Here is a 22,961-nt window from a genome sequence, read left to right as displayed (position 1 = left end):
AGACCGATGCAACTGAGCGCGCAGGCACTGCAGCAGTTCGACGACACCGTGCAGGTGCCGAACTACGACCGAGGCGACATCACCGTGGGCATAGTGCATTTCGGTGTCGGCGGATTCCACCGGGCACACCAGGCGATGTACGTCGACCGCCTGTTGCGGCGCGGTCAGGCGCGCGACTGGGGCATCTGCGGAGTCGGGGTGCTGCCCGGTGACCGGCGCATGAAGGACGCCCTCGACGCCCAGGACGGCCTGTACACGCTGGCGCTGCGACACCCGGACGGCACCTGGGACGTGAGCGTCATCGGGTCCATCGTCGACTATCTTCTCGCCCTCGACGACCCCGAGGCGGTCATCGAGAAGATCGCCGCGGAGACCACCCGGATCGTCTCGCTGACGATCACGGAGGGCGGCTACAACTTCACCCACGACACGGGCGAGTTCGACGCCGAGAACCCCGACGTCGTGCACGATCTCACCGACGGGGCCGTCCCGCGGACCACGTTCGGACTCGTCGTCGAGGCCCTGTCCCGGCGCCGCGCGCGCGGGTTGCCGTCACCGACCATCATGTCCTGCGACAACATTCAGGGCAACGGCGACGTGGCGCGCCGGATGTTCCTGGCGTACGCGGAGTTGAAGGACCCGGACCTCGCCGAGTGGATGCGCGCCGAGACGTCGTTCCCCAACTCCATGGTCGACCGCATCACACCCGTCACCACCCCCGAGGTGACGGAGGCGCTGTCGTCGCGCTTCGGCGTCGACGACCGGTGGCCCGTCGCAGCCGAGCCGTTCACGTCATGGGTGCTCGAGGACGCGTTCCCGCTCGGACGCCCGGCATTCGAGGACGTCGGTGTACAGGTGGTCGACGACGTCGAACCGTACGAACTGATGAAACTGCGCCTGCTCAACGCCAGCCACCAGGGCCTCTGCTATTTCGGATACCTGGCCGGGTACCGACTGGTGCACGACGTCGCACAGGATCCGCTGTTCGCCGACTTCCTGCTCGCATACATGGACGACGAGGCCACACCCACCCTGGCGCCGGTCCCCGGCGTCGACCTCGACGACTACAAGCGCACGCTCATCGAACGCTTCTCCAATCCCGAGATCCGCGACACCGTCGCTCGCCTGTGTGCCGAATCGTCCGACCGCATCCCGAAGTGGCTGCTGCCGGTGATCCGCGAGAACCTGGTGGCCGACCGGCACATTCGACTGTCGGCCGCGATCGTGGCGAGCTGGGCCCGCTACGCCGAAGGAGTCGACGAGGACGGACAACCCATCGACGTCGTCGACCAGTTGAAGGACTCCCTCGTCCCGATCGCGCGCAGCCAGCACGAGAACCCCACGGCCTTCATCGAGAACCGATCCGTCTTCGGCGATCTGGCCGACAACCCGCGCTTCGTCACCGCCTACCTCTGGGCGCTGGACTCACTGCACGGCGTCGGCGCACGGAAGACACTCGAGGCTCTGCGTGAGAAGGTGCAGTCATGAGTCTGGTCATCGGTGAAGCCCTCATCGACATCGTCACGGCGAGCGACGGCGCCACCACCGAATACGTCGGCGGTAGCCCGCTCAACGTCGCGGTCGGCCTCGGCAGGCTCGGTCGTCCGGTCGAATTCGTCACCCGGATCGGCGACGACACACGGGGCCGGTCGATCATCCGGCACCTCGAGCAGTCGGGGTGAGCGTCGCGCCCGGCAGCGTCACCGCGCAGCGAACCGCGACGGCCCACGCCACCCTCGACACTGCCGGATCCGCCACCTACGAGTTCGACATCGAGTGGGACCTCCCCTCCCCCAGCGGGGCATCCGCCCCGTCGCTCGTCCACACCGGTTCCATTGCCGCCGTGATGGAACCCGGCTGCGATGTGGTGGCAAACATGCTCGAACGCCGGCGCGCCGCCGCGACGATCAGCTACGACCCCAACGTGCGACCGGTGTTGATCACCGACAAAACGCGCGCCCGGGAGCGAATCGAGCACCTCGTGTCGATCTCCGACATCGTCAAGGTCAGCGACGAGGACCTCCGCTGGTACGACCCCGATCGGGACCCCGTCGACATCGCCCGCGCGTGGCTGTCGCGCGGTCCGGCGATGGTCGCGGTGACGAAGGGCGCCGAGGGCGCCTTCGCGGTCTGCGCGGCCGGACTCGTCGAGGTCGCGGCCCGCCACGTCGAGGTGGTCGACACCGTCGGAGCGGGCGACGCGTTCATGGCCGGACTCCTCGACGGATTCTGGTCGCACGGCTTCCTCGGCGCGGAGAGCCGCGCCGCCCTCCACGCGATCGAACCGGACGAACTGCGGAACGTGCTCGACAACGCCGTACTGATGTCTGGCCTCACGGTCGCGCGCGCCGGGGCGGACCTCCCTACCCGCGAGACACTGGACCGCGCGGCGGGTGTGCGGCAATGACACTCGTCGCGGGCATCGACTCGTCCACCCAGTCGTGCAAGGTGATGGTCTGCGACGCCGACACCGGCGCACTCGTCCGCGAGGGCAAGGCCTCGCACCCGGACGGCACCGAGGTCGATCCGCGCGAGTGGGCTTCGGCCCTCGACGACGCCGTCGCCGCCGCCGGCGGACTCGACGACGTCGCGGCGGTGTCGGTCGGAGCGCAACAGCACGGCATGGTCTGTCTCGACGACGCGGGCGCGGTCGTGCGTCCGGCGTTGCTGTGGAACGACACTCGCTCCGCCGGCGCCGCCACGCAACTGGTGGAGGACCTCGGCGGTCCGGACGCGTGGGCGGATGCGGTGGGTGTGGTGCCCCTCGCCGCGATCACCGTCAGCAAACTGCGCTGGCTCGCCGATTCCGAACCGGCGAACGCCGACCGGACGTCCGCGGTGTGCCTGCCCCACGACTGGCTCGCCTGGCAGCTCACCGGCCGATCCGACCTCGGCACCCTGGCCACCGACCGCGGCGACGCCAGCGGCACCGGATACTTCTCCGCCGCAACGGATTCCTACCGGACCGACCTGCTGTCGCTGGCGCTGCGGGGGCGGACGGCCGCCGTGCCGCGTGTCGCCGGGCCCGCCGAGCGGATCGGTGAGACCCGCTGGGGTGCCGCCGTCGGACCGGGCACCGGGGACAACGCCGCCGCAGCACTCGCCCTCGACGCCCAGGAGGGCGACGTCGTCGTCTCCGTGGGAACGTCGGGCGTCGTGTCCGCGGTGTCCGTGACACCGGCGAACGATCCGGGCGGTTTCGTCGCCGGCTTCGCCGACGCCACCGGACGCCAGCTGCCGCTCGTGTGCACGCTGAACGCCGCCCGGGTCCTCGACGCGACCGCCTCGCTACTGGGGGTCGATCACGACGAGCTGTCGCGGCTGGCGCTGTCGGCGCCGTCCGGCAGCGGCGGCCTGGTGATGGTGCCGTACTTCGAGGGCGAACGCACCCCCAACCGTCCCGACGCCGCCGGCTCCGTTCACGGTCTGCGGCTGGCGAATTCGACGCCCGCCCACCTCGCTCGCGCGGCCGTCGAGGGGCTGCTGTGCGGTCTGGCGGAAGGCATCGACCACCTGATCGCCCAGGGCGTCACCGTGCGTCGGATCCTCTTGATCGGCGGCGGTGCCCGCTCACAGGCACTGTGTGAACTCGCGCCCGCCATCTTCGGGGCGCCGGTCCTCGTGCCGCAGCCGGCGGAATACGTCGCGATCGGCGCGTGCCGTCAAGCGGCCTGGACCCTGGCCGGGACCCCGGAGCCGCCGCAGTGGAGCCAGACGTCCACCCGGCGCTTCGAGGCGGACCCGGCACCCGACGTCCGCGAGCGGTACTCCTCCGTGAGGCGCTGACGCGCCTGTGCGCGGTTAACGAGTCTCTGGACTCCTGAGCCGCGCACGGGTGGCTACACCTTCACCAGCATCTTCCCGACGTTCGCGCCGCGCATGAGCTGCAAGAACGCGTCGACCGAGTTCTCGATGCCGTCGACGACGGTCTCGTCGTGCACCACGTCGCCGGACGCGAGCCACGGTCCCATCTTGGCGGCGAACTCGGGGAACACGTGGGTGTAGTTGCCGAGGGTGAAGCCCTCGAGGGTGAGACCGCGGCTGATGATGTTCACCATGTTGTCGGGGCCGGGCGTGCGCTCGGTGGCGTTGTACGCCGCGATCGCGCCGCACAGTGCGGCCCGCCCGCCGGGGCGCATGACGTCGAGGGCGGCCTCGAGGTGATCGCCGCCGACATTGTCGAAGTAGACGTCGATGCCGTCGCCCGCGAGTCCGCGAAGCTGCTCGCGCACCGGCGCCTGCTTGTAGTCGAAGGCGGCGTCGTATCCGTACCGGTCGGTCAGCAGCGCGACCTTCTCCGCGGACCCGGCGGATCCGATGACCCGGGACGCGCCCTCGAGTCGCGCGATCTGTCCGGCGGCGGTCCCGACCGCTCCCGCGGCTCCGGAGATGAACACGGCGTCGCCGGCCTTCAGGTGGGCGATGTGCACGAGGCCGACGTAGGCGGTGAGCCCGGTCAGTCCGAGAATCCCGAGGTAGGCCGAGATCGGCACTCCCGGAATCTCTTCGACCATGCGGAACGCCGAGGCGTCACCCTGCGCGACGTCGCGCCACCCGAGGTCGTGGACGACCACCGAGCCGACCGGATGGGTGGCGGCGGTGGATTCGACGACGCGACCGACGGCCCCGCCGGTCATCGTCTCGCCCAGCACGAACGGCGGGATGTACGACTTCACATCGTTCATCCGGCCGCGCATGTAGGGGTCGACCGAGACGAACTCGTTATGCACGCGCACCTGCTCGGGCCCGAGTGCGGGCAACTCGACGGAGGCGGTGCGGAAGTCGTCCTGGGTGGGCCAGCCCACCGGCCGGTTGATCAGTTGAATCTGGGTGCTCGACGGCATGGTGTTCCTTTCGATACTTCTGAGGTCACAGCGCCAGTCCGAGCGCGAGGAGGACGACGGCGAGCAGCGGCAGCGTCCCCTGGGTGATCGCCGCGCGAGCCTTGCCGGGCGACGACAGCAGGAGTACGAGCGCCGCGAGCAGCATGGAGCCCGCGCCGGCGAAGATGAGGGCCGATCCGACGGCGGTGGCGCCGATGATCACGGCGACGATGCCGACTGCCGTCACGATCGCGAGGAAGAGGTTGTAGAAGCCCTGGTTGAAGGCAAGCTCCCGGGTGGCGGCGGCCTCTTCGGCGCTGGTCCCGAACGTCGCGCGGGTGCGCGGCGCCGTCCAGAGGACGGACTCGAGCACGAAGATGTATACGTGTAGCGCACTGGCGAGTGCGGCAAGAACAAGACCCGCGGCGACCATACGAAACCCCTCCTCGTTCTGAACTGACCATTTCAATATATACTGAAATGGTCGTTTCACAACCACGAGTGAGGATCGTCATGCCGCGCACGCAGGACTTCGACACGGCCGAGGTGGTCGGCCGCGCCCGCGACCTGTTCTGGGACAAGGGCTTCGAAGCCACGTCGATACCCGACCTCGAGCGCGTCACCGGTTTGAATCGGTCGAGCCTCTACAACGCCTTCACCAGCAAACGCGGACTCTACGACGCCGCAGTGCACGACTACTTGGACCGGGTGGTGCGCCCCCGGCTCCGCATCCTGACCGACGAGCCCACCCGCCCCGACGCCGCCTCGCGCTACTACCGCAGCCTCGCCGGCGCCCTCGCCTCCCTCCCCGACGAAACCCCCGGCCGCGGCTGCCTGCTGCTCAACAGTGCCGCCGGTTTCGCCGCGCACGACGACACGCAACGGTCCGTCGTCGAGAGCTACCAGCGTGAACTGTCCGGGGCGCTCACCCACGCACTCCGCGCCCACGACCCCGACGCCCCGGCCGCCACCCTGCAGCACCGAGCCCGGCTCCTGACGTCCCTGTCCGTCAGCGCCCTCCTGCTGTCGCGGGTCGACCGCGACGAGGCCGTCGCGGTCGCGAACACCGCCGTCGAACAGCTGGAGGAATGGCGCCCCTCCCGTACGTGAGTGGAAAAGAGTGCCCGAACACGCTTTGCCACTCACATGGGGGTCACGGTGGCGCGCCGTGTCGTCGAGCGCGGCGACCTCACCGGGTGGCGGGCTCCGGTGGCAGCAGGAGATCGAGCGACCGGGCGAGGGCCTCGTCGAGGTCAACGCCCGGGTTGGTAAGCCAGAACTCGTGCGCGGTGTGAACAGCCGCCACCACCGCGTACCCGACCGCTGTCGGGAACAGTGCGGTCGCCGGCTCCCCCGATCGGACGCTGGCGAACTCGGTGGCCGCAGCACGCCACGCGGCGTGCCGGGCCGCGGCGTGCACCTGCACCGCCGGGACGCTGAGCACCAACTGAGCCCGGTGCCGCGCCCACTCGTGCTGGTCTTCGGGAACGTGCAGGGCCCCGATCACCGCGCGTGCGACGACCGTCCGGTACGGCTCGGCCGGCAGACCGGCCGAGAGTTGTTCGCACAGCCTGGCCAGTTCGGCGTCCGACTCGACCCAGAGGACATCGGCCTTGGACGGGAAGTAGCGGAAGAAGGTGCGGCGGCTGATGCCGACCTCCGCGGCGATGTCGTCGACGCTCGTCTGCTCGAACCCATGGGTGAGGAACAGCCGCTGCGCCACCGCTGCCAGCTCGTGCGCACTGGTCGCCGCGGGACGCCCACCGCGGTCGGAGGGTGCGGGGGTTCGGTCGCCGATCCTGGTCACGCGTCGATGATCTCAAAGGCCGAGTGCCCGGCGGACGACTTCCCAACCGAATCACCCAATTCGCGATGTTTTGTCACCGCATGACATAACCTGCTCGATACGACGCGATGCCGCTCGAATCGGCGCCGCATGTGCCGGAAGGTCAACTGTCATGGGACAACTCGAGAATCAGGTCGCATTCATCACAGGCGCCGCACGCGGCCAGGGCCGCAGTCACGCATTGCTCCTCGCCCGGGAAGGCGCGGACATCATCGCGGTGGACGTCTGCCGCCCGGTGGAGACCGTGCCGTATGCGACGGCCACCCCGGACGATCTCGCCGAGACCGCGCGCCAGGTCAAGGCCCTCGGCCGCCGGATCGTGACCGCCGAAGTCGACGTCCGGGACCTCGCCGCGCTCACTTCCGCCGTCGACGACGGGGTCGCTCAACTCGGCCGACTCGACATCGTGCTCGCCAACGCCGGAATCTCGGTACCCGCGCCCACGCTGGAAATGTCCGAACAGACGTGGTCGACGATGATCGACGTCAATCTCACCGGCGTCTGGAAGACCTGTGTTGCCGCGGTACCCCACATCATCGCCGGAGGACGCGGTGGCTCGGTAGTGATCACCAGTTCCCTCGCGGCCCTCAAAGCCAACGCGAACACCGCGCACTACTCGGCCGCCAAGGCGGGCCTGATCGGGTTCATGCGCGTGCTCGCGCAGGAACTCGCCCCGCAGAGCATCCGGGTCAACACCATTCATCCCACCACGGTGGCGACGGACATGATCCTCAACGAGCCCACCTACCAGCTCTTCCGACCGGATCTCGGACACCCCACGCGTGCCGACTTCGAGGAAGCTGCGCTCACGCTCAACGCGCTTCCCGTCCCCGCACTGGAGTCGATCGACATTTCGAATGCGGTGCTGTACCTGGTCGGTGACGCCGGCCGGTACATCACCGGCACCACGCACACCGTCGACGCCGGCGGACAACTCTGACAGCAGCGAAATCGTTCCATCAATCAGGAGGTAATCATGGGAATGCTGGACGGGAAGGTCGCATTCATCACCGGTGGAGCACGCGGCCAGGGGCGCGCGCACGCTGTAACCTCGGCGCGCGAGGGCGCGGACGTCGTGGTCATCGACATCGCCGCCCAGATGGGCACCGTGCCGTACAAGATGGCGGACGGATCCGACCTCGCCGAGACGGTTGCGCAGGTCGAGACCCTCGGGCGCCGGGCGCTGTCGTTCGAGGTTGACGTGCGGTCGCAGGCTTCACTCGACGACGCAGTCACCCAGACCATCTCGACGTTCGGAAAGATCGACATCCTGATCGCCAATGCGGGTATCTGGACACAGGCACCGTTCTGGGAGCTCAGCGAAGACGACTGGGAAGAGATGATGGGCGTCAACCTGACCGGCGTGTGGAAGTCCGCGAAGGCCGTGGCACCACACATGATCGAGCGCCGAAGCGGGTCCATCGTCATCACGTCCTCGGTCAACGGACTGGAGCCGGGCATGAACTACGCGCACTACGTCACGGCCAAGCACGGCGTGATCGGATTGATGAAGAACATTGCGCTCGAGCTGGCGCCGTACGGGATCCGGTGCAACTCGATCAACCCGGGAGCGATCAAGACACCGATGACCGACCACCAGGGCGCCTGGGACATGTTCGCCGGCCACGAGGGCGGGACCGAGGCCGACATGATCGAGGGCGGCTATCACTTCCACGCCCTCAAGGGCACGACGTTCATGCCGCCGCAGGTCATCGCGGATACTGCGCTCTACCTGAACTCCGACCTCGCCGCGTCGGTGACAGGCGTGACCATCCCCGTCGACGCCGGCCACCTGCTGCTGACCGGCTCGAATCCCGCACCTGTCAGATAGCGAGCAGGATGATGCGAGAGGTGGCAAACCCCGCCACGCTCACCGCCGACAAAGGAAGGGTGCCGCGGCGCAGCCCGGCCGCCGTGGTCGGATAGCGTTCCGAATCGCCTACTGGTGCTGCACGTGCGGCACGTCCTGACCCGAGGGGCGCGCCGCACGTGAGTGGCAAAGAGTGCCCCGGCACGCTTTGCCACTCACATGGGGGTCAGGTGGCGGTCACCCAGTCGGCCATCACGTCCGCCAGCGCCTCCGCGCCACGGTTGCAGTCGTCGGCTTCGGCGAACTCGTCGGGCGAGTGGGACACACCGGTCGGGTTGCGGACGAACATCATCGCGGTGGGTACCTTCGCCGACAGGATCCCCGCGTCGTGGCCGGCCGCGGTCGGGAGGACGGGGATGTCGCCTAGGTGAGCGAGGGACCGGCGCAGTCGCTCCCGGATGTCGTGCGGGAAGTCGACGATCGGTGTCACCGATTCGGCGTCGACCTCGAGACCGATGCCGTCGGCGGCCGCGTAGGCCTGCGCCTCGGCGGTGATCTGCTGCACCAGTTTCGTCAGCGTCTCCTCGTCGGCGGCCCGGGCGTCGAGCCACGCCCGCACCTCCGACGGAATGGCATTGGCACCGTTGGGAAGTACCCGCACCTTGCCGAACGTGGCGACCGCCTCGTGCAGCGCCGCGGCGGACCGTGCGGTGTGGACCGAGGACGCGAACGCGAGCATCGGGTCGCGGCGGTCGACGAGCCGGGTGGCGCCTGCGTGGTTGGCCTCCCCGGAGAACACGAACTGCCACCGGCCGTGCGGCCAGATCGACGAGGCCACGGCGATGGGGCTGTCGATCAGGTCCAGAGCGCGCCCCTGCTCGACGTGCAGTTCCACGTACACGCCGACGCGGTCGACGAGGTCGGGGTCCTCGCCGAGTTGGTGTGGGTCGCGGCCGGCGGAGATCAGTGCCTCGCCGAGGCTGATGCCGTCGTTGTCTCGCAGAGCCAGTGCACGGGCGGGTGTCACCGCCCCGGTGGACAGTTGCGAGCCGACGCAGGCGACACCGAATCGCGCACCCTCCTCGTCGGAGAACGCCGTGACCGCCACCGGACGCGTCGGAACGATGCCCCGTTCTCGCACCAGGTCGATCGCCGCGAACGCCGACACGACCCCGAGGGGTCCGTCGTAGGCGCCGCCGTCAGGCACGGAGTCGAGGTGCGATCCGGTGACGAAACTGTCGCGTGGATCGCCGTCCCATCCCTCCGGCATCCACCAGGCCCACAGGTTGCCGTTGCGGTCTTCCTCGACGCTCATCCCCCGCTGCCGGGCGCAGTCGCCGAACCATTCGCGCAGCGTCATGTCGGAGTCGTTCCACGCGAAGCGGCGGTACCCGCGCGTCGACTTGTGCTGACCGACATCGAGAATGGTCGCCCACAGCGAATCGAACGAAGTCATGTATTGGGTCCTCTACTCGTAGGAATAGGCGCTTCGCGCCCGTGCGCCTTTCTGGTTGTTCCAGCTACCAAAAAGGCGCACGGGTGGCGGAGCCGCCTACAGGGCTCCCGGAATCCAGGTGGTTCCGGCGAGGGGCACGCGGGCCATGGCGGACGCCTCGACGGTGAGGGCGACGAGGTCCTCCGGTTCGAGGTTGCGCAGGTGCGACTTGCCGCAGGCGCGGGCCAGGGTCTGCGCTTCCATGGTGAGGACCCGCAGGTAGTTGGCGAGCCGCCGTCCGCCCTCGACGGGGTCGAGGTTCTTCGACAGTTCCGGGTCCTGGGTGGTGATCCCGGCGGGGTCCTTCCCGGCCTGGAAGTCGTCGTAGAACCCGGCGGCGGAGCCGAGTTCCTCGTACTGCTTCGCGTAGCGGGGACTGTTGTCTCCCAACGCGATCAGGGCGGCGGTGCCGATCGCGACGGCGTCCGCACCGAGGGCCATGGCCTTCGCGACGTCCGCGCCGCTGCGGATGCCGCCCGACACGATGAGCTGGACCTTGCGGTGCACCCCGAGTTCCTGCAGCGCCTGGACGGCCTGCGGGATCGCGGCGAGGGTGGGGATGCCGACGTGCTCGATGAACACGTCCTGGGTGGCGGCGGTGCCGCCCTGCATGCCGTCGACCACGACGACGTCGGCGCCGGCCTTCACGGCAAGCTTCACGTCGTAGTAGGTGCGGGTGGCACCGACCTTGATGTAGATCGGCTTCTCCCAGTTGGTGATCTCGCGCAGTTCGATGATCTTGATGGCGAGGTCGTCGGGACCGGTCCAGTCGGGGTGCCTGCATGCCGACCGCTGGTCGACACCCATGGGGAGGGTGCGCATCCCGGCGACGCGTTCGGTGATCTTCTGCCCCAGCAGCATTCCGCCGCCACCCGGCTTGGCGCCCTGACCGAGGACGATCTCGATGGCGTCCGCCTTGCGCAGGTCGTCAGGGTTCATCCCGTACCGCGACGGCAGGTACTGGTAGACGAGGTTCTTCGACTGTCCCCGCTCCTCCGGGGTCATGCCGCCGTCACCGGTGGTGGTGGACGTGCCGACCTCACTGGCGCCGCGGCCGAGGGCTTCCTTCGCCTGCCCGGACAGCGCACCGAAGCTCATGCCGGCGATGGTGATCGGGATGTCGAGGTGCAGCGGGAACTTCGCGTTGCGGTCACCCAGCACGACGTCCGTGTCGCACTTTTCGCGGTACCCCTCGAGCGGGTACCGCGACATCGACGCCCCGAGGAACAGGAGGTCGTCGAAGTGGGGCAGCCTGCGCTTGGCGCCCCAGCCGCGGATGTCGTAGATGCCGGTCTCGGCGGCCCGCTGGATCTCGGAGATGACGCCGCGGTCGAAGGTCGCCGATTCGCGCAGGGCCGGGTTCGGGGTGTTCATGACGGGTCTCCTAGTACGCGCTGGCGTTGTCGACGTGGAAGTTGTAGAGCTTGCGGGCGGAGCCGTAGCGGGTGAACTCGGACGGGTCGGCGTCGAAACCGGCCTGATCCAGCAGATCCCGCAGTTCCGTCAGGTGCTCTTCGCGCATCTCCTTCTTGATGCAGTCGGCGCCGAGGGAGGCGACGGTGCCGCGCACATAGATCCGGGCCTCGTACAGCGAGTCGCCGAGGGCCTCGCCGGCGTCGCCGAGGACGACGAGACGTCCGGCCTGACCCATGAACGCGGACATGTGCCCGATGTTGCCGCCGACGACGATGTCGACGCCCTTCATCGAGATGCCGCAGCGGGCGGCGGCATTGCCGTCGATCACGAGCAGCCCACCGTGGGCGGTGGCGCCGGCGGACTGCGACGCGTCGCCCTTGACGTGCACCGTCCCCGACATCATGTTCTCGGCGACCCCGACGCCGGCGTTGCCGGTCACGGTCACGGTGGCCTGCTGGTTCATGCCGGCGCAGTAGTAGCCGACGTGGCCCTCGATCGTGACGTCGATGTCCGAGTCGAGGCCGCAGGCGAGAGCGTGCGCACCCTGGGGGCCGGTGACGGTGACCGTCCTCGGCGCCTCGGGCGAGGTGAGCCGCTCGTTGACGGCCCGGGTGCTCGACGACGCGAGGTCCAGGACAGTTGCTTCGGTGGTGGCTACCGGTGCCATACGTACACCTCTTCCGGTTCGGGCTCGAAGATTCGGGCGTTCTCGACGCCGGGCAGGTTCGCCAGGGCGCGGTATTCGGAGGCCATCGCGACCCACTGGTCGGTCTCGGCGATGACGGCGGGCTTGCAGGAGATGGCGTCGCGGACCACGGCGAACGAGTCGACGGTCGAGACGAGGAGGGTGTAGAAGCCGTCGAACGTCTCGTTCAGCATCAGGAGCGCCTTCTCCAGATCGACGCCCTCGGCGAGTTGCTTGGCGACGAACCGCGCCCCGACCTCGGTGTCGTTGGCGCTGTCGAACACGACACCGTCGCGCTCGAGCTGGTGCTTGATGCTCATGTGGTTCGAGAAGGACCCGTTGTGCACCAGGCACTCGTCGGGGCCGACGGAGAACGGGTGCGAACCCTCGGCGGTGACGGCGGATTCGGTGGCCATCCGGGTATGGGCGACGCCCTGCCAGCCGGTGGCGGCGGGCAGCCCGAACCGGTTCGCCAGATCGACGGGGTTCCCGACGCCCTTGAGGACGGTGAGATCGTTGCCGAAGCCGATGACCCGTGCCGTGGGGACGACGCTGCGCACAGCCGCGGCGAGATCCTCCGCGCCGACGACCCCGTGCAGGATCGTGGTCGGGTCCAGGTCGAGTCCGGTGATCGTCGTGTCGAGGGTGGACGACAGCGTCGCGGCGAGATCCGCTGCGGGGATGGGGCAGTCGAGCAGGGAGACCGTCGACTCCCCTTCCGGCGACCAGGTCCGGTCGCCGTAGATGGCCATGCCGGCGGAATCGGGGCCGCGGTCGCACATCTGCGCGAGCATGTCGGTGAGCAGGGCGCCGAGTTGTGGGTAGAGGGACGGCTCACGCAGGTGAAGTCCGACGATTCCACACATGGATGTCTCCTTTCGGGAGGTCTGTCAGAACGCTGTCAGGTAGTGGTCGAGTTCCCAGGGGGAAACGGTGTTGTGCCAGGCGAAGAACTCCTCGCGCTTGAGTTTCGCGAAGTACTCGGCGACGCCGGGGCCCGCGACGTCGAGGGCGCCCGTCACGATCGGATCCGATTCCAGTGCGTCCATGGCGTGCAGCAGCGTCATCGGCAGCATGTCGCTGGGGCTGTCGCCGGATCCGGGGGTGCCGGGGTCGAGGTCGCGGGCGATGCCGTCCAGGCCGGCAGCGATCGCGGTGGCGGCCGCGAGGTAGGGGTTGGCGGAGCCGTCGCCGCCGCGCAGTTCCACCCGGTTCTTGTCCGGCACCCGCAGATAGTGGGTGCGGTCGTTGCCACCGTACGTGGCGTACCGCGGCGACCAGGTGGCGCCGCTGCTCGTCGAGGTGGCCCCGGTTCGCTTGTAGGAGTTGACGGTCGGGGCGATCACGCCCTGCAGAGCGCACGCGTGCTCCAGAATGCCGGCGATGAACGCGTACGCGGTCTTCGACAGTCCGAGTCCCTTGGGGTCGTCACCGTCCGGGAACACCGAACCGCCGTCGTTCCACAGCGACAGGTGCAGGTGCATGCCCGACCCGGTGCGGTCGGAGAACGGTTTGGGCATGAATGTGGCCTTCATGCCTCGCTTCTCGGCGATCACCGACAACAGGTACCGGGCGGTGATCACCCGGTCCGAGGTGGTCATCGCGTCGGCGTAGTCGAAGTTCTGCTCGAACTGCCCGTTGCCGTCCTCGTGGTCGTTGGCGTAGTTGCCCCACCCGAGCGTGTTCATGGCCTGCGACACCTCGGTGAGATGGTCGTACATCCGGGTGACGTCGCGGGCGTCGTAACACGGCTGACGGCTGACGTCGTCGGTGTCCGCGGTGGTGAGGGGACCGTCGCCGGTGCGGTTGACGAGGAAGTACTCGATCTCCGCCCCGACGTTGACCGACAGGCCAAGTTCGGCCGCCTTCTTCAGGGTCTCCTTCAGGATCACCCGCGGCGCATACGGCCACGGCGTGCCCTCCACGTGGGGGTCGCAGTGCACGATCGCGAGTCCGGGCTTCACGAACGGGATCGGCGTGAACGACGAGACATCGGGCACAGCAACGAGATCGGAATCCTTGGGTTCCTGCCCCATGTGCCCGGCCGCGTAGCCGGCGAAGCCCACGCCGTCGTCCTGAAGTTGCTCGACGGCCTCGATCGGAACGAGTTTGGCGCACGGCTTCCCGGACAGGGTGACGAACAGGGCGAGAATGAAGGTGGTTCCGGTGGCCCGGGCCACCTCGGACAAGGTCTGCGGTGGGGATGTCACGATGTTCTGCGCGGTGAACGCGTCAGCAGTGTCGACAGCCATGGGGAGCTCCTGAACTGGTGGTCTACGGGTGAGGTGGTCTGTGGGTCAGCGCATCTCGCCGGCACCCTCGTAGGGGTGCAGGCTGAAGAGGAGGTCGCCCTCCTCGAAGCGCGAGTAGCGGAAGTCGGACGGCTCGACGTTCGGGAGGGAGGTCTTGCCGTCGTCGAGCAGCATGTCGGCGACCAGGCGCCCGACCGCGGGTGAGATCTTGAAACCGTGACCGGAGAACCCGGTGGCCAGGAACAGCCCGTCGACGGGCGCGGGCCCGATGATCGGATTGTAGTCGGGGGTGACGTCGTACGCCCCGACGTACGAGGACGTGATACGCGGGTCCGGCATGTCCGGCAGCCGGTTGCCGAGCTTCATGATGTTCTTCTCGATGGTGCTGTCGTCCGCGCGGTTGCTGTACTTGTCGGGGTCGATGTACTCGGGCGCGGCGTGGTCGCTGTTCCCGACGAGAAGTTCGCCGTTGGGTTCGCGGCAGATGTACTGCAGTCCGGCGAGGTCCGACAGCACCGGCACCTCCGGCGTCGGAACTCCCTGGTCGATCAGGACGAGTTGCGCGCGTTGGGCTTTCACCGGGATGTCGACGCCGACTCCGGCACCGAGTTCGGGCGCCCACGGGCCGGTCGCGAGGATCACGTGCTCGGCGTGCACCTCGTCGCCGTTACCCAGGGTCACGCCGTAGACGCGGCCGTCGGCATTCTGCAGCAGTGACGCCACCGGCGTGCTCTGGCGGATCGTGACGCCCAGCTTGCGGGCGGACGCGCCGAACGCCATGCCGGCCATGTACGCCTCGCCGCGGCCGCCGAGCGGCTCGTAGGCGAAGGCGGCGAAGTCGTCGAGGTGCAGCCCCGGCCACAGCTCGGCCATCTTGTCGTGGCCGATGTAGTCGACGTCGATGCCGAGGCCCTGCATCATCGCGACGTTCGCCTTGAGCGGGTCGATGTTGTTCTCGCCGACGCCGACGACGTACCCGCACTGACGGAACGCCATGTCGTCGCCGAAGATCTCGGTGGCCCGGGTGAAGATGTCGACGCCGTACCAGGACATCGCCGCCAGCGACGGCGTCCCGTAGTGGCACCGGACCACACCGGACGACTTGCCGGTCATGCCCGAGCACAAGGTGTCACGCTCGAGGACCAGGACGTCGGTCTCGCCGCGGTCCGCGAGCGACCACGCGATGGCGAGACCCTCGAGTCCTCCACCGACGATCACGAACTTTGCTGTCTCTGTCACGTTGCTTCCTTCATTCGGCCGGACGGTCGGGCTCTGGTGGCTTGAGTAGCGGTTCGTTTCACCTCATGAATCGCTGTTGTTCACTATGAAACAGTTCTACTATGTCCATCGCGTTACGGCAATGTTGTGGCCGAATCACCAAAATCTCCCGCCTAACTGAGGCTTCGGCAGGATAATGCGGTCCTGAACTGCACACTTTCCGGACCGCCGACGAGATTTACGCCGTGGAAATATGCGATGTGGTTTCCTGTTGCTACCCCGAGTTTCACGCAGGGGATTCGCTCTTCATCACCCTCATCGCCTCTCACAGGAGACTCCATGACCACGACCGACAAGCCCACCGCCGTCCCGTTCCGCGTCACCGCCGGATTCCACGAGAACCTGCCGCAGATGCCGGTCGCGGAGTACCCGGGCACCAAGGGATACATCGACGACGTCTTCGCCAACCCGGACGGCTCCGAGATGTCGGCCGGCTACTTCGAACTTCAGCGCACCGACGCCCCGCTCGACTACTACTACGCGTACGACGAGATGAAGGTCGTCCTCGAAGGCGAATTCACCCTGGAGAACCTCGACACCGGCCAGGTCGAGGTGGCGAAGGCGAAGGATGCGATCTTCTTCCCCAAGGGGTCGCGCATCCGCTTCACCACCCCCGACCGCGCGCTGGCCTACTTCGTCGGCCACCGTTCCTTCGCGCCCTGATCTGCGATGGCCGTCTCGATGAGGTCGACGAGCGTCCCACGGTGGCGGTCCGACTACTCGGCCGTCGACGACCTGGCGGCCGGCGCTCTCGTCACCTGCTACGTGCTCGTCTCGGACGGTTCGGTCGGCGATCGAGTGCCGCGCGAACTGTCCGAGCGGGTCGCCCCGGTACCGACTCGCATGCTGGCCGTCGAGAACGTCGACGGATCCGGGCTCGACGACCTGCTGTCCGAAGCGCGCATCGGGTGGCGATTCGTGGTGGCGGGTTCCGAGCGGACGGTGGGGGCGGTGCGCTCCCGCCTGATCTCCGCGGGCGCGTTGCCCGCGGAGATCGCCGCCGTGATCAGCGACGGGGACACCGGGGTGCGCGACGTGTACTGCGCGCACTGCCACACGACGTCGCCGAACGTTCCGGTGGCCGTGGGCGGGCAGACCCCGTGCACGGGGTGTTCCGAAGAGCTGACCGTCTACTACCACTTCTCCCGGCGCCACAGCGCGTACCTGGGTTACCGAGCCGATGCGGAGGAACTGCCATGACCATGGTGCTCGAAACGGCTGCGGGCGAGGGTGTTACCGGCGCGCTCACCCTGATGGTGCGCGAGGCCCGACTACTGTGCCCGGGTGTCCGGCACGTCGTCCTCGCGGACCCGGGCGGCCGCGCCCTGCCGACGTTCACCCCGGGCAGCCATATCGCGGTGAACTGGTCCGAGGGCAGGCACAACTCGTACTCGCTGACGGGGCCGTCGATCGAGCCGGACCACTACGCGATCTCGGTCCGGCTCGACGAGAACGGCCACGGCGGTTCACGCTGGGTCCACGACCTCCGGCCTGGGCAGCCCGTCCGGGTGAGCCGTCCGCGCAGCGCGTTCGCGCCGATCCTCAACGCGCGGCACCACATCCTGGTCGCGGGCGGGATCGGCGTCACCCCCATCCTGTCGCACGTGCGGGCCGCCCTCGAGTGGGGTCGTTCGTTCGAGGTGATCTACTCCTTCCGCGACCGTCAGGGGGCGCATGCCGACGAACTGGCGGCGCTGTGCGGCGACCGGCTCGTCACGGTGTCCACCCCCGGGGAACTCGCGGACCGCCTCGTCCCGACACTGGCCGATCAACCACTCGGCACCCATCTCTACACCTGTGGACCTGCGCCGATGATCGCCGCGGTCGCGGAGTGGGCCCGCGAATGCGGCTGGCCGCCGGGCCGGGTGCACTCGGAGGCGTTCGGCGCGGGCCCGCTGCCCGAAGGAAACCCGTTCGCCGCCAAGCTCGGACGCACCGGGATGATCGTCCCCGTCCCCTCGGGCACCAGCCTTCTCGAAGCCCTGCTGGACAAGGGAATCGCCGTCCCGAACCTGTGCCGCCAGGGGGTGTGCGGCGAATGCCGGCTGTCGGTCCGCGGCGGCGAGGTCGAGCACCGCGACCTGTACCTCACCGACGAGGAGAAGGCGTCCGGAGATTCGATCATGCCGTGCGTGTCACGGGCCGTAGGAGACCGATTGGAGCTGGAACTGTGACCTCGACCGACTCGCGTACCGCGCGTTTTCCCTTCCCCTTTCCCCGCGACCAGTACCGCTACAGCACCAACGTCGAGCCCGCCGGGAACCCCACCGACACCGTCGCCGGCAGCTGGGGTGACACCCGCATCGCCATCGACGACCACTACCACCGCGAACTCGCCGAGCGCGAACGCATCCTCACCGCGGACCCGTCGCGGCACCAGTGCCTGCCGCACATGGTCCCCGCCGCGTGGGACGCCATGCTCACCCTGATGCGTACCCTCGCCGCCGAATACCCCGACACCATGACCCTCGAACGTCGCGCTAACACCTGGTTCTGGCGGAACGACCTCCTCGGGATCGAGCACAGCTTCGTGTTCGGCGACCTCACCACGCTGCCGGCGCCGCCGCTGGTGTACATCTGCGGCCAGATCCAGGAAGACGTCGTGCTGCTCGATCAGCGCGAGGGCGCATTGTGGGGCGACGCCGGACTGGTGACGTTCGCGGCGGACTGGTCCTTCGGATTCGACGTCGGGATGAGCTTCCTCGAGATCCACGGCCCCGTCCCGCGTATCCACACCGAGAAGATCATCACCCGCGCCCACAACTTCCTGATGCGGCTCGAACCCCGCCAGAGCTACCGGCGCACCAACTGGACGCTGACCGTCGACGGCAAACTCGACACGTCCACCGAGACCTATCCGGAGTGGGGGAAGGACCGTCGCACCCTCGCCGACGGACCGCTCGCCGAGGTCGGCGACCGACTGTTCCTGAGAACCGAAGTGCAGCACCTGATCCGGCTCGCCCACTCCGGCGCCGTCATGTTCCTCATCCGCACCTACCTGCTTCCGCTCCGCGACGTCGCGTCCGTCCCGGAGTGGGGTGCACGGCTGTACAAGGTCCTCGAGGACCTGCCGGTGGACATGGCCGAATACAAGGGCATCAGCCGCACCCGCGAGCCCGGAATGAGATGGCTTGCCGCCCACGGGGATGTGGAACTGTGACGCTGGCTGACGGGCGGCGGCGGGCAGTCCCCTGCAGCGATCAGGTGGCTCTCGGCCTCGTCCTCGCGACAGTCGCCGTGATCGCCCGCGACGGTCTGCGCGGTCTGACGGTCCGGGCCGTCGCCGCGGAGGCGGGCATCACGGACGCGGAAGTCCGGCAGAGTTTCGCGTCGACGGATGCCCTCGTCGACGCCGCACTCCGGTACGCGCTGGACAAGAGCGCGAGCGTCTTCGCCGACATCGCCGACGGGTCGTCACTCGACCATTTCGTCGAGCACCTCACGGACCTCGTCGCCCGCGACCCCGACCTACAGGTCTTCCAGTACGAGCTGATGCTCGAATCCCGGCGAACGCCGCGCCTCGACCCACACGTGAAACTGCTGTACGCCACGTACATCGAGGCGACGTCCCAGGCACTGACCCGCCTGGGCATCACCGCCGACGAAGATCTGACCCTGCTGGTGTATTCGGCGATCGAGGGCTTCATCATGCACCAGCTGGTCGCGAAGGACCGCCCCGCCACCGAGCGCGCCATCGAGCGCCTGCGCCGGATTCTCTCGACCGCGAGGTGACCCCCAGGTGAGCGGCAAAGTGTGCCCCGGCACACTTTGCCGCTCACCTGTCGAGGATCTGGGCGAGAGCGACCGACGCCGGTCCGGACAGGTGGACGGACCCGTGTTCGACGAGCAGGCAGTCGCCGGGTTCGAGAGGCCCGAGGTCCGTCGTGAGGCCTCCGCTCAGGACCAGCAGGAGGACGGCCACCCGCCCGTCCGCGGCTGTCTCGTGCGCCGTCCCGATCTCGACGATCTCCACCGAGGCGGCAGTCGTGGACCGGTGGACCATCACGTTGAACGCCTCGGTCGCCCCGGCCGCCACGCAGACGGGGCCGTCCTCACCGGCGAAGGGGGTCGGGCCGAGACGGGCAATCATGGTCGGGCCACCGCCGAAGTCGAGGGACACCGGATGGTCGCCGATCACCGTGAAGATGCGGTCCACCTCGGGGAACGGCGAGAACGTCGAACTCCCGTCGAGCGTCGCGACGCTGAACCGCCACCGGGACGCGGCACCGGCGGCGATCTCCGCGGTGGTTCCTGCACCGTTGGCCCACCGCGTGACGCGACGATCCGCGCGACGGATGAGGCGTGCCTCGCGAGCTGTTGTCACCAATCCTCCTCACTCATCTAGTCCACTAACAAGATACATAGTTTCCTATGTCCATACTTAACGCATTCGTCACGCAACGCACCATACTCGCAATCTCAGCTTTGGTTCACTGACGCTAGACATTGATTCCCATAGGCGGACACTGCGAGTGTCCCGCCATCCTCGATCAAGGTGGACGACTATGAACGAAGCAGTCGCTGCGGCCGACACCGCCTGGATTCTGGCGGCCTTCACGGCGGTGAGCCTGATGGTGCCGGGCCTGGCCATGTTCTACGGCGGGATGGTCAGCGTGCGCAACACGCTCAACATGGCCATGATGACGTTCGGCGCGTTCGCCGTCGTCGGCGTGCTGTGGATCGTGTTCGGCTACTCGGCCGTGCTCGGCAATTCCCTCGGCGGCCTCGGCCTCCTGGGCGACCCCCTCGAGTTCTTCGGCTCCAGTGCGCTGCTGGACGCCCCCGCCGAACCCGGACTGCCACCCGCGCTGGTCTCCGGATTCCAGCTGTTGTTCGCCGGCATCACCGTGGCCCTCATCTCGGGCGCACTGGCCGACCGGATGAAGTTCGGCGCGTGGATGCTGTTCGCCGGACTGTGGGCCACGTTCGTCTACTTCCCCGTCGCCCACTGGGTCTTCGCGTTCGACTCGGCGGACGGATCGGTGATCGGTGGATGGATCGCCAACACCCTCGGCGCCATCGACTTCGCCGGAGGCACGGCGGTGCACATCAATGCCGGCGTTGCCGCCCTCGCCGTCGTCCTGGTTCTCGGGGCCCGCAAGACGTTCCCCGTCTCGCCGCGCCCGCACAGCCTTCCTCTGACGATGCTCGGCGCCGGCATCCTGCTGTTCGGCTGGTTCGGATTCAACGGCGGCTCGGCACTGTCCGCCGGCAACAGCGCGTCCGTCGTCATCCTCAACACCGTCGCCGCGGCATGCGCAGGCATTTGCGCGTGGCTGGCCGTCGAGAAGCTGCGAGAAGGCCGGGCCACGTCGCTCGGCGCGGCATCCGGACTGATCGCTGCCCTGGTCGCCATCACGCCCGCCTGCGGCGCCGTCTCGCCCCTCGGCGCACTGGTCGTCGGAGGCGCGGCCGGCGCGGTCTGCTGCTTCGCGGTCTCCTGGAAGTACCGGCTCGGCTACGACGACGCGCTCGACGTCGTCGGCGTGCACCTGGTCGGCGGCATCCTCGGCACCGTCCTGATCGGGTTCCTCGCGGATCCGGCCGCACCCAACGGCGCAGCGGGACTCCTCTACGGCGGCGGCTTCGACGTGCTGTGGCGCCAATGCGTCGCCGTGGCAGCCGTTCTCGCCTACTGCTTCGTCGTCACCCTGGTGATCGCCGCGGCACTGAAGAAGTTCATGGGCATCCGGGCCGACCAGGACAGCGAATACGACGGCCTCGACGTATCCGTCCACGGCGAGACGGCCTACGTGCTCGACGCCGTCGGCCTCACCGGCGCATCCAAGCACGGCGCAGACGCGGTGCTCGGCGCGGAAGCCATCACCGCGGAAGCGGTGGGAGACCCCGCGAAGGCCTGATCCAGCGCCACACAGACCAGGCCCTGTCCGCAGCATTCCGCGGGCAGGGCCCTGCCTTCGTCGCCGACTACGTCAGGCTCTGAGCCAGACTCCGAAGCCTGTCGCTGTAGTTGTTCGGCTGGGCGGACAGGAACTGGGTGAGCACGATTCGATCGAATTCCTCCATCGCGGCCGAATCGCCCGTGATCGCTGCATGATTCGCGACTTCGTGTTCGAGCAGTTCGACCGCCTCACGCCACCCGCGCACAGCGGGGCTTGCGAGTTCCATCTGCGGCTCGAATCGTAGGGGTTGATCGAGTGGACTCCCGAGAATTTCCTGCAGGTGCTCTTCGAGGGTGCCGCGCGACAGTCGGATGATCAGCTGAGACTGCCCCTCGTGCCACTCCATGCTTGCTGGGCGTCCCGGCGACAGAATCGACGCGACCGACATGCTCGAGTCGAACTCTTCTGCGCCACAGGTAATTCTGGCCGTTCCCGACAGCGGGATCTGAACGACGTAGAAGTCGCCGTGATCATCCGCGTTCATCCGCGCATCGGTGCCGTAATCGAAATAGTAGAGCCCGATCGCGCCCGCGGTGGCCAGGTAGACCGGCTCGGCAGGATCGAAGGGCAGCGCCGCTTTTCCACCGGACGCTATCTGAACTGTCGCCAACATTGCTACCACGACCTTTCGAACCACCCGCCACTCTACGCCCGGCACCCGGCGTGGAGGAAGGACGAAAACGCGGTCGGAGGAGTCACTCCTCGTGATGGTCCGGGTACGCGGTGACGGCGAGGAACCGGATGGGCAACCGCACGAGGTCGTTGGGACCGTGCAGGCCCTCGCCGTCGAGGAGCAGCGAGTCCCCCGGTCGCAGCGTGTACTCGGCCTCGCCGTGCCCGTAGACCATGACGCCCTCGAGCATGTAGAGCAGTTCGGTGCCCGCGTGCTGGAACAGCGGGAACGTCTCGCTGGCATCGGTGAGCGTGACCAGCACCGGTTCGAGTCGCTTGTGCTGCCCGCGCAGGGCGCCGAGGAGTTCGTAGTGGTGCCCCACCCGGGTGCCGCGTCCGACGATGACCGCGCCGTGGCCCGCCTCGACGTATACAGCGTCGCGGGCGGTGTCGGCACCCCGGAACAGGGAGGTCACCGGCACGTCGAGTCCGGCCGCGAGACGCGCCAGTGTCGACAGACTGCACGAGGTCTGCGAGTTCTCGATCTTCGACAGCATCGCCTTGGAGATCCCGACCTTGGCCGCCATGTCCCCGACGGACAGCCCGCTGGCCTTGCGGAGCGCCCGGACCTGCCTGGCGATCACCTTCTCGAGATCGGGCCCGGTCGGCGTGTCGGACGGCACCTCCCGCTCGACGGGCGCGGGGTCTCCCGTGTCGCGGTGAACCTCGGTCTCGGGTCGAGTCGTCACGTCCGCATCGTAACAGCGCTGTTTACTGTCAGGAAACTGCGACTCAGCGGCCCCGGACGCCGAATCGGTGCGCATACGAGCAACAAGCATGC

General features: G+C 68.2%; 23 protein-coding genes and 1 pseudogene. 12 read left to right on the top strand and 12 right to left on the bottom strand.

Annotated features, from left to right (window positions below; genetic code table 11):
* Positions 1-6 precede the first annotated feature (6 nt).
* From BLV94_RS32505 to xylB, 3 genes and pseudogenes are all read left to right on the top strand, one after another.
* Positions 7-1,488 carry a mannitol dehydrogenase family protein gene (locus BLV94_RS32505; RefSeq protein WP_072937036.1) on the top strand — a complete coding sequence of 494 codons (1,482 nt, stop codon included), beginning with the start codon at positions 7-9 and terminating at the stop codon, positions 1,486-1,488.
* A pseudogene (locus tag BLV94_RS32500) lies at positions 1,485-2,407 on the top strand (carbohydrate kinase family protein). The gene BLV94_RS32505 and the pseudogene BLV94_RS32500 overlap by 4 nt, the downstream one beginning before the upstream one ends.
* Entirely contained in the window at positions 2,404-3,786 is a 1,383-nt protein-coding gene (xylB, locus tag BLV94_RS32495; protein ID WP_072937034.1) for a xylulokinase, read from the top strand. Before BLV94_RS32500 ends, xylB begins: the two are co-directional and overlap by 4 nt.
* Before the next feature lie 53 nt (positions 3,787-3,839).
* Here the strand turns inward: xylB and BLV94_RS32490 are convergent, their stop codons facing one another.
* Together BLV94_RS32490 and BLV94_RS32485 are read right to left on the bottom strand one after the other, a co-directional pair.
* Positions 3,840-4,844, bottom strand: a complete 1,005-nt coding sequence (locus tag BLV94_RS32490; RefSeq protein WP_072937033.1) for an NADP-dependent oxidoreductase — start codon at positions 4,842-4,844, stop codon at positions 3,840-3,842.
* A 25-nt stretch (positions 4,845-4,869) separates the two neighbouring features.
* Positions 4,870-5,256, bottom strand: coding sequence for a DUF1304 domain-containing protein (locus tag BLV94_RS32485; RefSeq protein ID WP_072937032.1), 387 nt, complete (start codon positions 5,254-5,256; stop codon positions 4,870-4,872).
* 80 nt (positions 5,257-5,336) lie between these two features.
* Between BLV94_RS32485 and BLV94_RS32480 the strand changes: the two genes are divergently transcribed.
* Complete coding sequence (locus BLV94_RS32480) at positions 5,337-5,933, top strand: TetR/AcrR family transcriptional regulator (protein ID WP_072937031.1); 597 nt, start codon at positions 5,337-5,339, stop codon at positions 5,931-5,933.
* A 79-nt stretch (positions 5,934-6,012) separates the two neighbouring features.
* On the opposite strand, the gene BLV94_RS32475 is transcribed toward BLV94_RS32480, so the two are convergent.
* Entirely contained in the window at positions 6,013-6,630 is a 618-nt protein-coding gene (locus BLV94_RS32475; protein ID WP_072937030.1) for an acyl-CoA-like ligand-binding transcription factor, read from the bottom strand.
* A 151-nt stretch (positions 6,631-6,781) separates the two neighbouring features.
* On the opposite strand from BLV94_RS32475, the gene BLV94_RS32470 reads away from it, so the two are divergent.
* Both BLV94_RS32470 and BLV94_RS32465 read left to right on the top strand, forming a co-directional pair.
* Positions 6,782-7,609, top strand: coding sequence for a mycofactocin-coupled SDR family oxidoreductase (locus BLV94_RS32470; protein ID WP_072937029.1), 828 nt, complete (start codon positions 6,782-6,784; stop codon positions 7,607-7,609).
* Positions 7,610-7,645: 36 nt separating this feature from the next.
* On the top strand, positions 7,646-8,500 hold the full coding sequence (locus tag BLV94_RS32465; protein WP_072937028.1) for a mycofactocin-coupled SDR family oxidoreductase: 855 nt from the start codon (positions 7,646-7,648) through the stop codon (positions 8,498-8,500).
* 205 nt (positions 8,501-8,705) lie between these two features.
* On the opposite strand, the gene BLV94_RS32460 is transcribed toward BLV94_RS32465, so the two are convergent.
* The 6 genes from BLV94_RS32460 to BLV94_RS32435 all read right to left on the bottom strand — a co-directional run bounded on the left by BLV94_RS32460 (position 8,706) and on the right by BLV94_RS32435 (position 15,566).
* Complete coding sequence (locus BLV94_RS32460; protein WP_072937027.1) at positions 8,706-9,935, bottom strand: allantoate amidohydrolase; 1,230 nt, start codon at positions 9,933-9,935, stop codon at positions 8,706-8,708.
* A gap of 96 nt (positions 9,936-10,031) precedes the next feature.
* Positions 10,032-11,348, bottom strand: coding sequence for an FMN-binding glutamate synthase family protein (locus BLV94_RS32455; protein ID WP_072937026.1), 1,317 nt, complete (start codon positions 11,346-11,348; stop codon positions 10,032-10,034).
* Positions 11,349-11,358: 10 nt separating this feature from the next.
* Positions 11,359-12,057 (bottom strand): GltB/FmdC/FwdC-like GXGXG domain-containing protein, encoded by a 699-nt coding sequence (locus BLV94_RS32450; RefSeq protein ID WP_072937025.1) that lies wholly within the window; start codon positions 12,055-12,057, stop codon positions 11,359-11,361.
* Positions 12,045-12,941 (bottom strand): class II glutamine amidotransferase, encoded by an 897-nt coding sequence (locus BLV94_RS32445; RefSeq protein WP_072937024.1) that lies wholly within the window; start codon positions 12,939-12,941, stop codon positions 12,045-12,047. The genes BLV94_RS32450 and BLV94_RS32445 overlap by 13 nt, the downstream gene beginning before the upstream one ends.
* Before the next feature lie 24 nt (positions 12,942-12,965).
* Entirely contained in the window at positions 12,966-14,327 is a 1,362-nt protein-coding gene (glnT, locus tag BLV94_RS32440) for a type III glutamate--ammonia ligase (protein WP_072937023.1), read from the bottom strand.
* Positions 14,328-14,372: 45 nt separating this feature from the next.
* Positions 14,373-15,566, bottom strand: a complete 1,194-nt coding sequence (locus BLV94_RS32435; RefSeq protein ID WP_072937022.1) for an NAD(P)/FAD-dependent oxidoreductase — start codon at positions 15,564-15,566, stop codon at positions 14,373-14,375.
* Positions 15,567-15,884: 318 nt separating this feature from the next.
* Between BLV94_RS32435 and BLV94_RS32430 the strand changes: the two genes are divergently transcribed.
* The 5 genes from BLV94_RS32430 to BLV94_RS32410 are packed head-to-tail and all read left to right on the top strand — an operon-like array spanning position 15,885 to position 19,337.
* A complete protein-coding gene (locus BLV94_RS32430) occupies positions 15,885-16,268 on the top strand; it encodes a cupin domain-containing protein (RefSeq protein ID WP_072937021.1) in 384 nt (127 codons plus the stop codon).
* Between the two features lie 18 nt (positions 16,269-16,286).
* The gene (locus tag BLV94_RS32425; RefSeq protein ID WP_241031344.1) at positions 16,287-16,805 is read left to right on the top strand and encodes a dimethylamine monooxygenase subunit DmmA family protein; all 519 of its coding nucleotides are present in this window, start codon (positions 16,287-16,289) and stop codon (positions 16,803-16,805) included.
* Positions 16,802-17,779 (top strand): PDR/VanB family oxidoreductase, encoded by a 978-nt coding sequence (locus BLV94_RS32420; protein ID WP_072937019.1) that lies wholly within the window; start codon positions 16,802-16,804, stop codon positions 17,777-17,779. The genes BLV94_RS32425 and BLV94_RS32420 overlap by 4 nt, the downstream gene beginning before the upstream one ends.
* Positions 17,776-18,765 (top strand): heme-dependent oxidative N-demethylase family protein, encoded by a 990-nt coding sequence (locus BLV94_RS32415; RefSeq protein WP_072937018.1) that lies wholly within the window; start codon positions 17,776-17,778, stop codon positions 18,763-18,765. The genes BLV94_RS32420 and BLV94_RS32415 overlap by 4 nt, the downstream gene beginning before the upstream one ends.
* Positions 18,762-19,337 carry a TetR/AcrR family transcriptional regulator gene (locus BLV94_RS32410; protein ID WP_072937017.1) on the top strand — a complete coding sequence of 192 codons (576 nt, stop codon included), beginning with the start codon at positions 18,762-18,764 and terminating at the stop codon, positions 19,335-19,337. The genes BLV94_RS32415 and BLV94_RS32410 overlap by 4 nt, the downstream gene beginning before the upstream one ends.
* Positions 19,338-19,380: 43 nt before the next feature.
* On the opposite strand, the gene BLV94_RS32405 is transcribed toward BLV94_RS32410, so the two are convergent.
* A complete protein-coding gene (locus BLV94_RS32405; protein WP_072937016.1) occupies positions 19,381-19,929 on the bottom strand; it encodes a HutD/Ves family protein in 549 nt (182 codons plus the stop codon).
* A gap of 181 nt (positions 19,930-20,110) precedes the next feature.
* Between BLV94_RS32405 and BLV94_RS32400 the strand changes: the two genes are divergently transcribed.
* A complete protein-coding gene (locus tag BLV94_RS32400; RefSeq protein WP_072937015.1) occupies positions 20,111-21,466 on the top strand; it encodes an ammonium transporter in 1,356 nt (451 codons plus the stop codon).
* Positions 21,467-21,533: 67 nt separating this feature from the next.
* Here the strand turns inward: BLV94_RS32400 and BLV94_RS32395 are convergent, their stop codons facing one another.
* Complete coding sequence (locus BLV94_RS32395) at positions 21,534-22,121, bottom strand: cupin domain-containing protein (protein WP_072937014.1); 588 nt, start codon at positions 22,119-22,121, stop codon at positions 21,534-21,536.
* Positions 22,122-22,203: 82 nt separating this feature from the next.
* Positions 22,204-22,869, bottom strand: a complete 666-nt coding sequence (locus tag BLV94_RS32390; protein WP_012689757.1) for a helix-turn-helix domain-containing protein — start codon at positions 22,867-22,869, stop codon at positions 22,204-22,206.
* Positions 22,870-22,961 lie beyond the last annotated feature (92 nt).

This window comes from Rhodococcus koreensis (genome assembly GCF_900105905.1).
In the GTDB taxonomy this organism is placed as follows: domain Bacteria; phylum Actinomycetota; class Actinomycetes; order Mycobacteriales; family Mycobacteriaceae; genus Rhodococcus_F; species Rhodococcus_F koreensis.
This window is presented reverse-complemented; position numbering and strand designations above follow the sequence as displayed.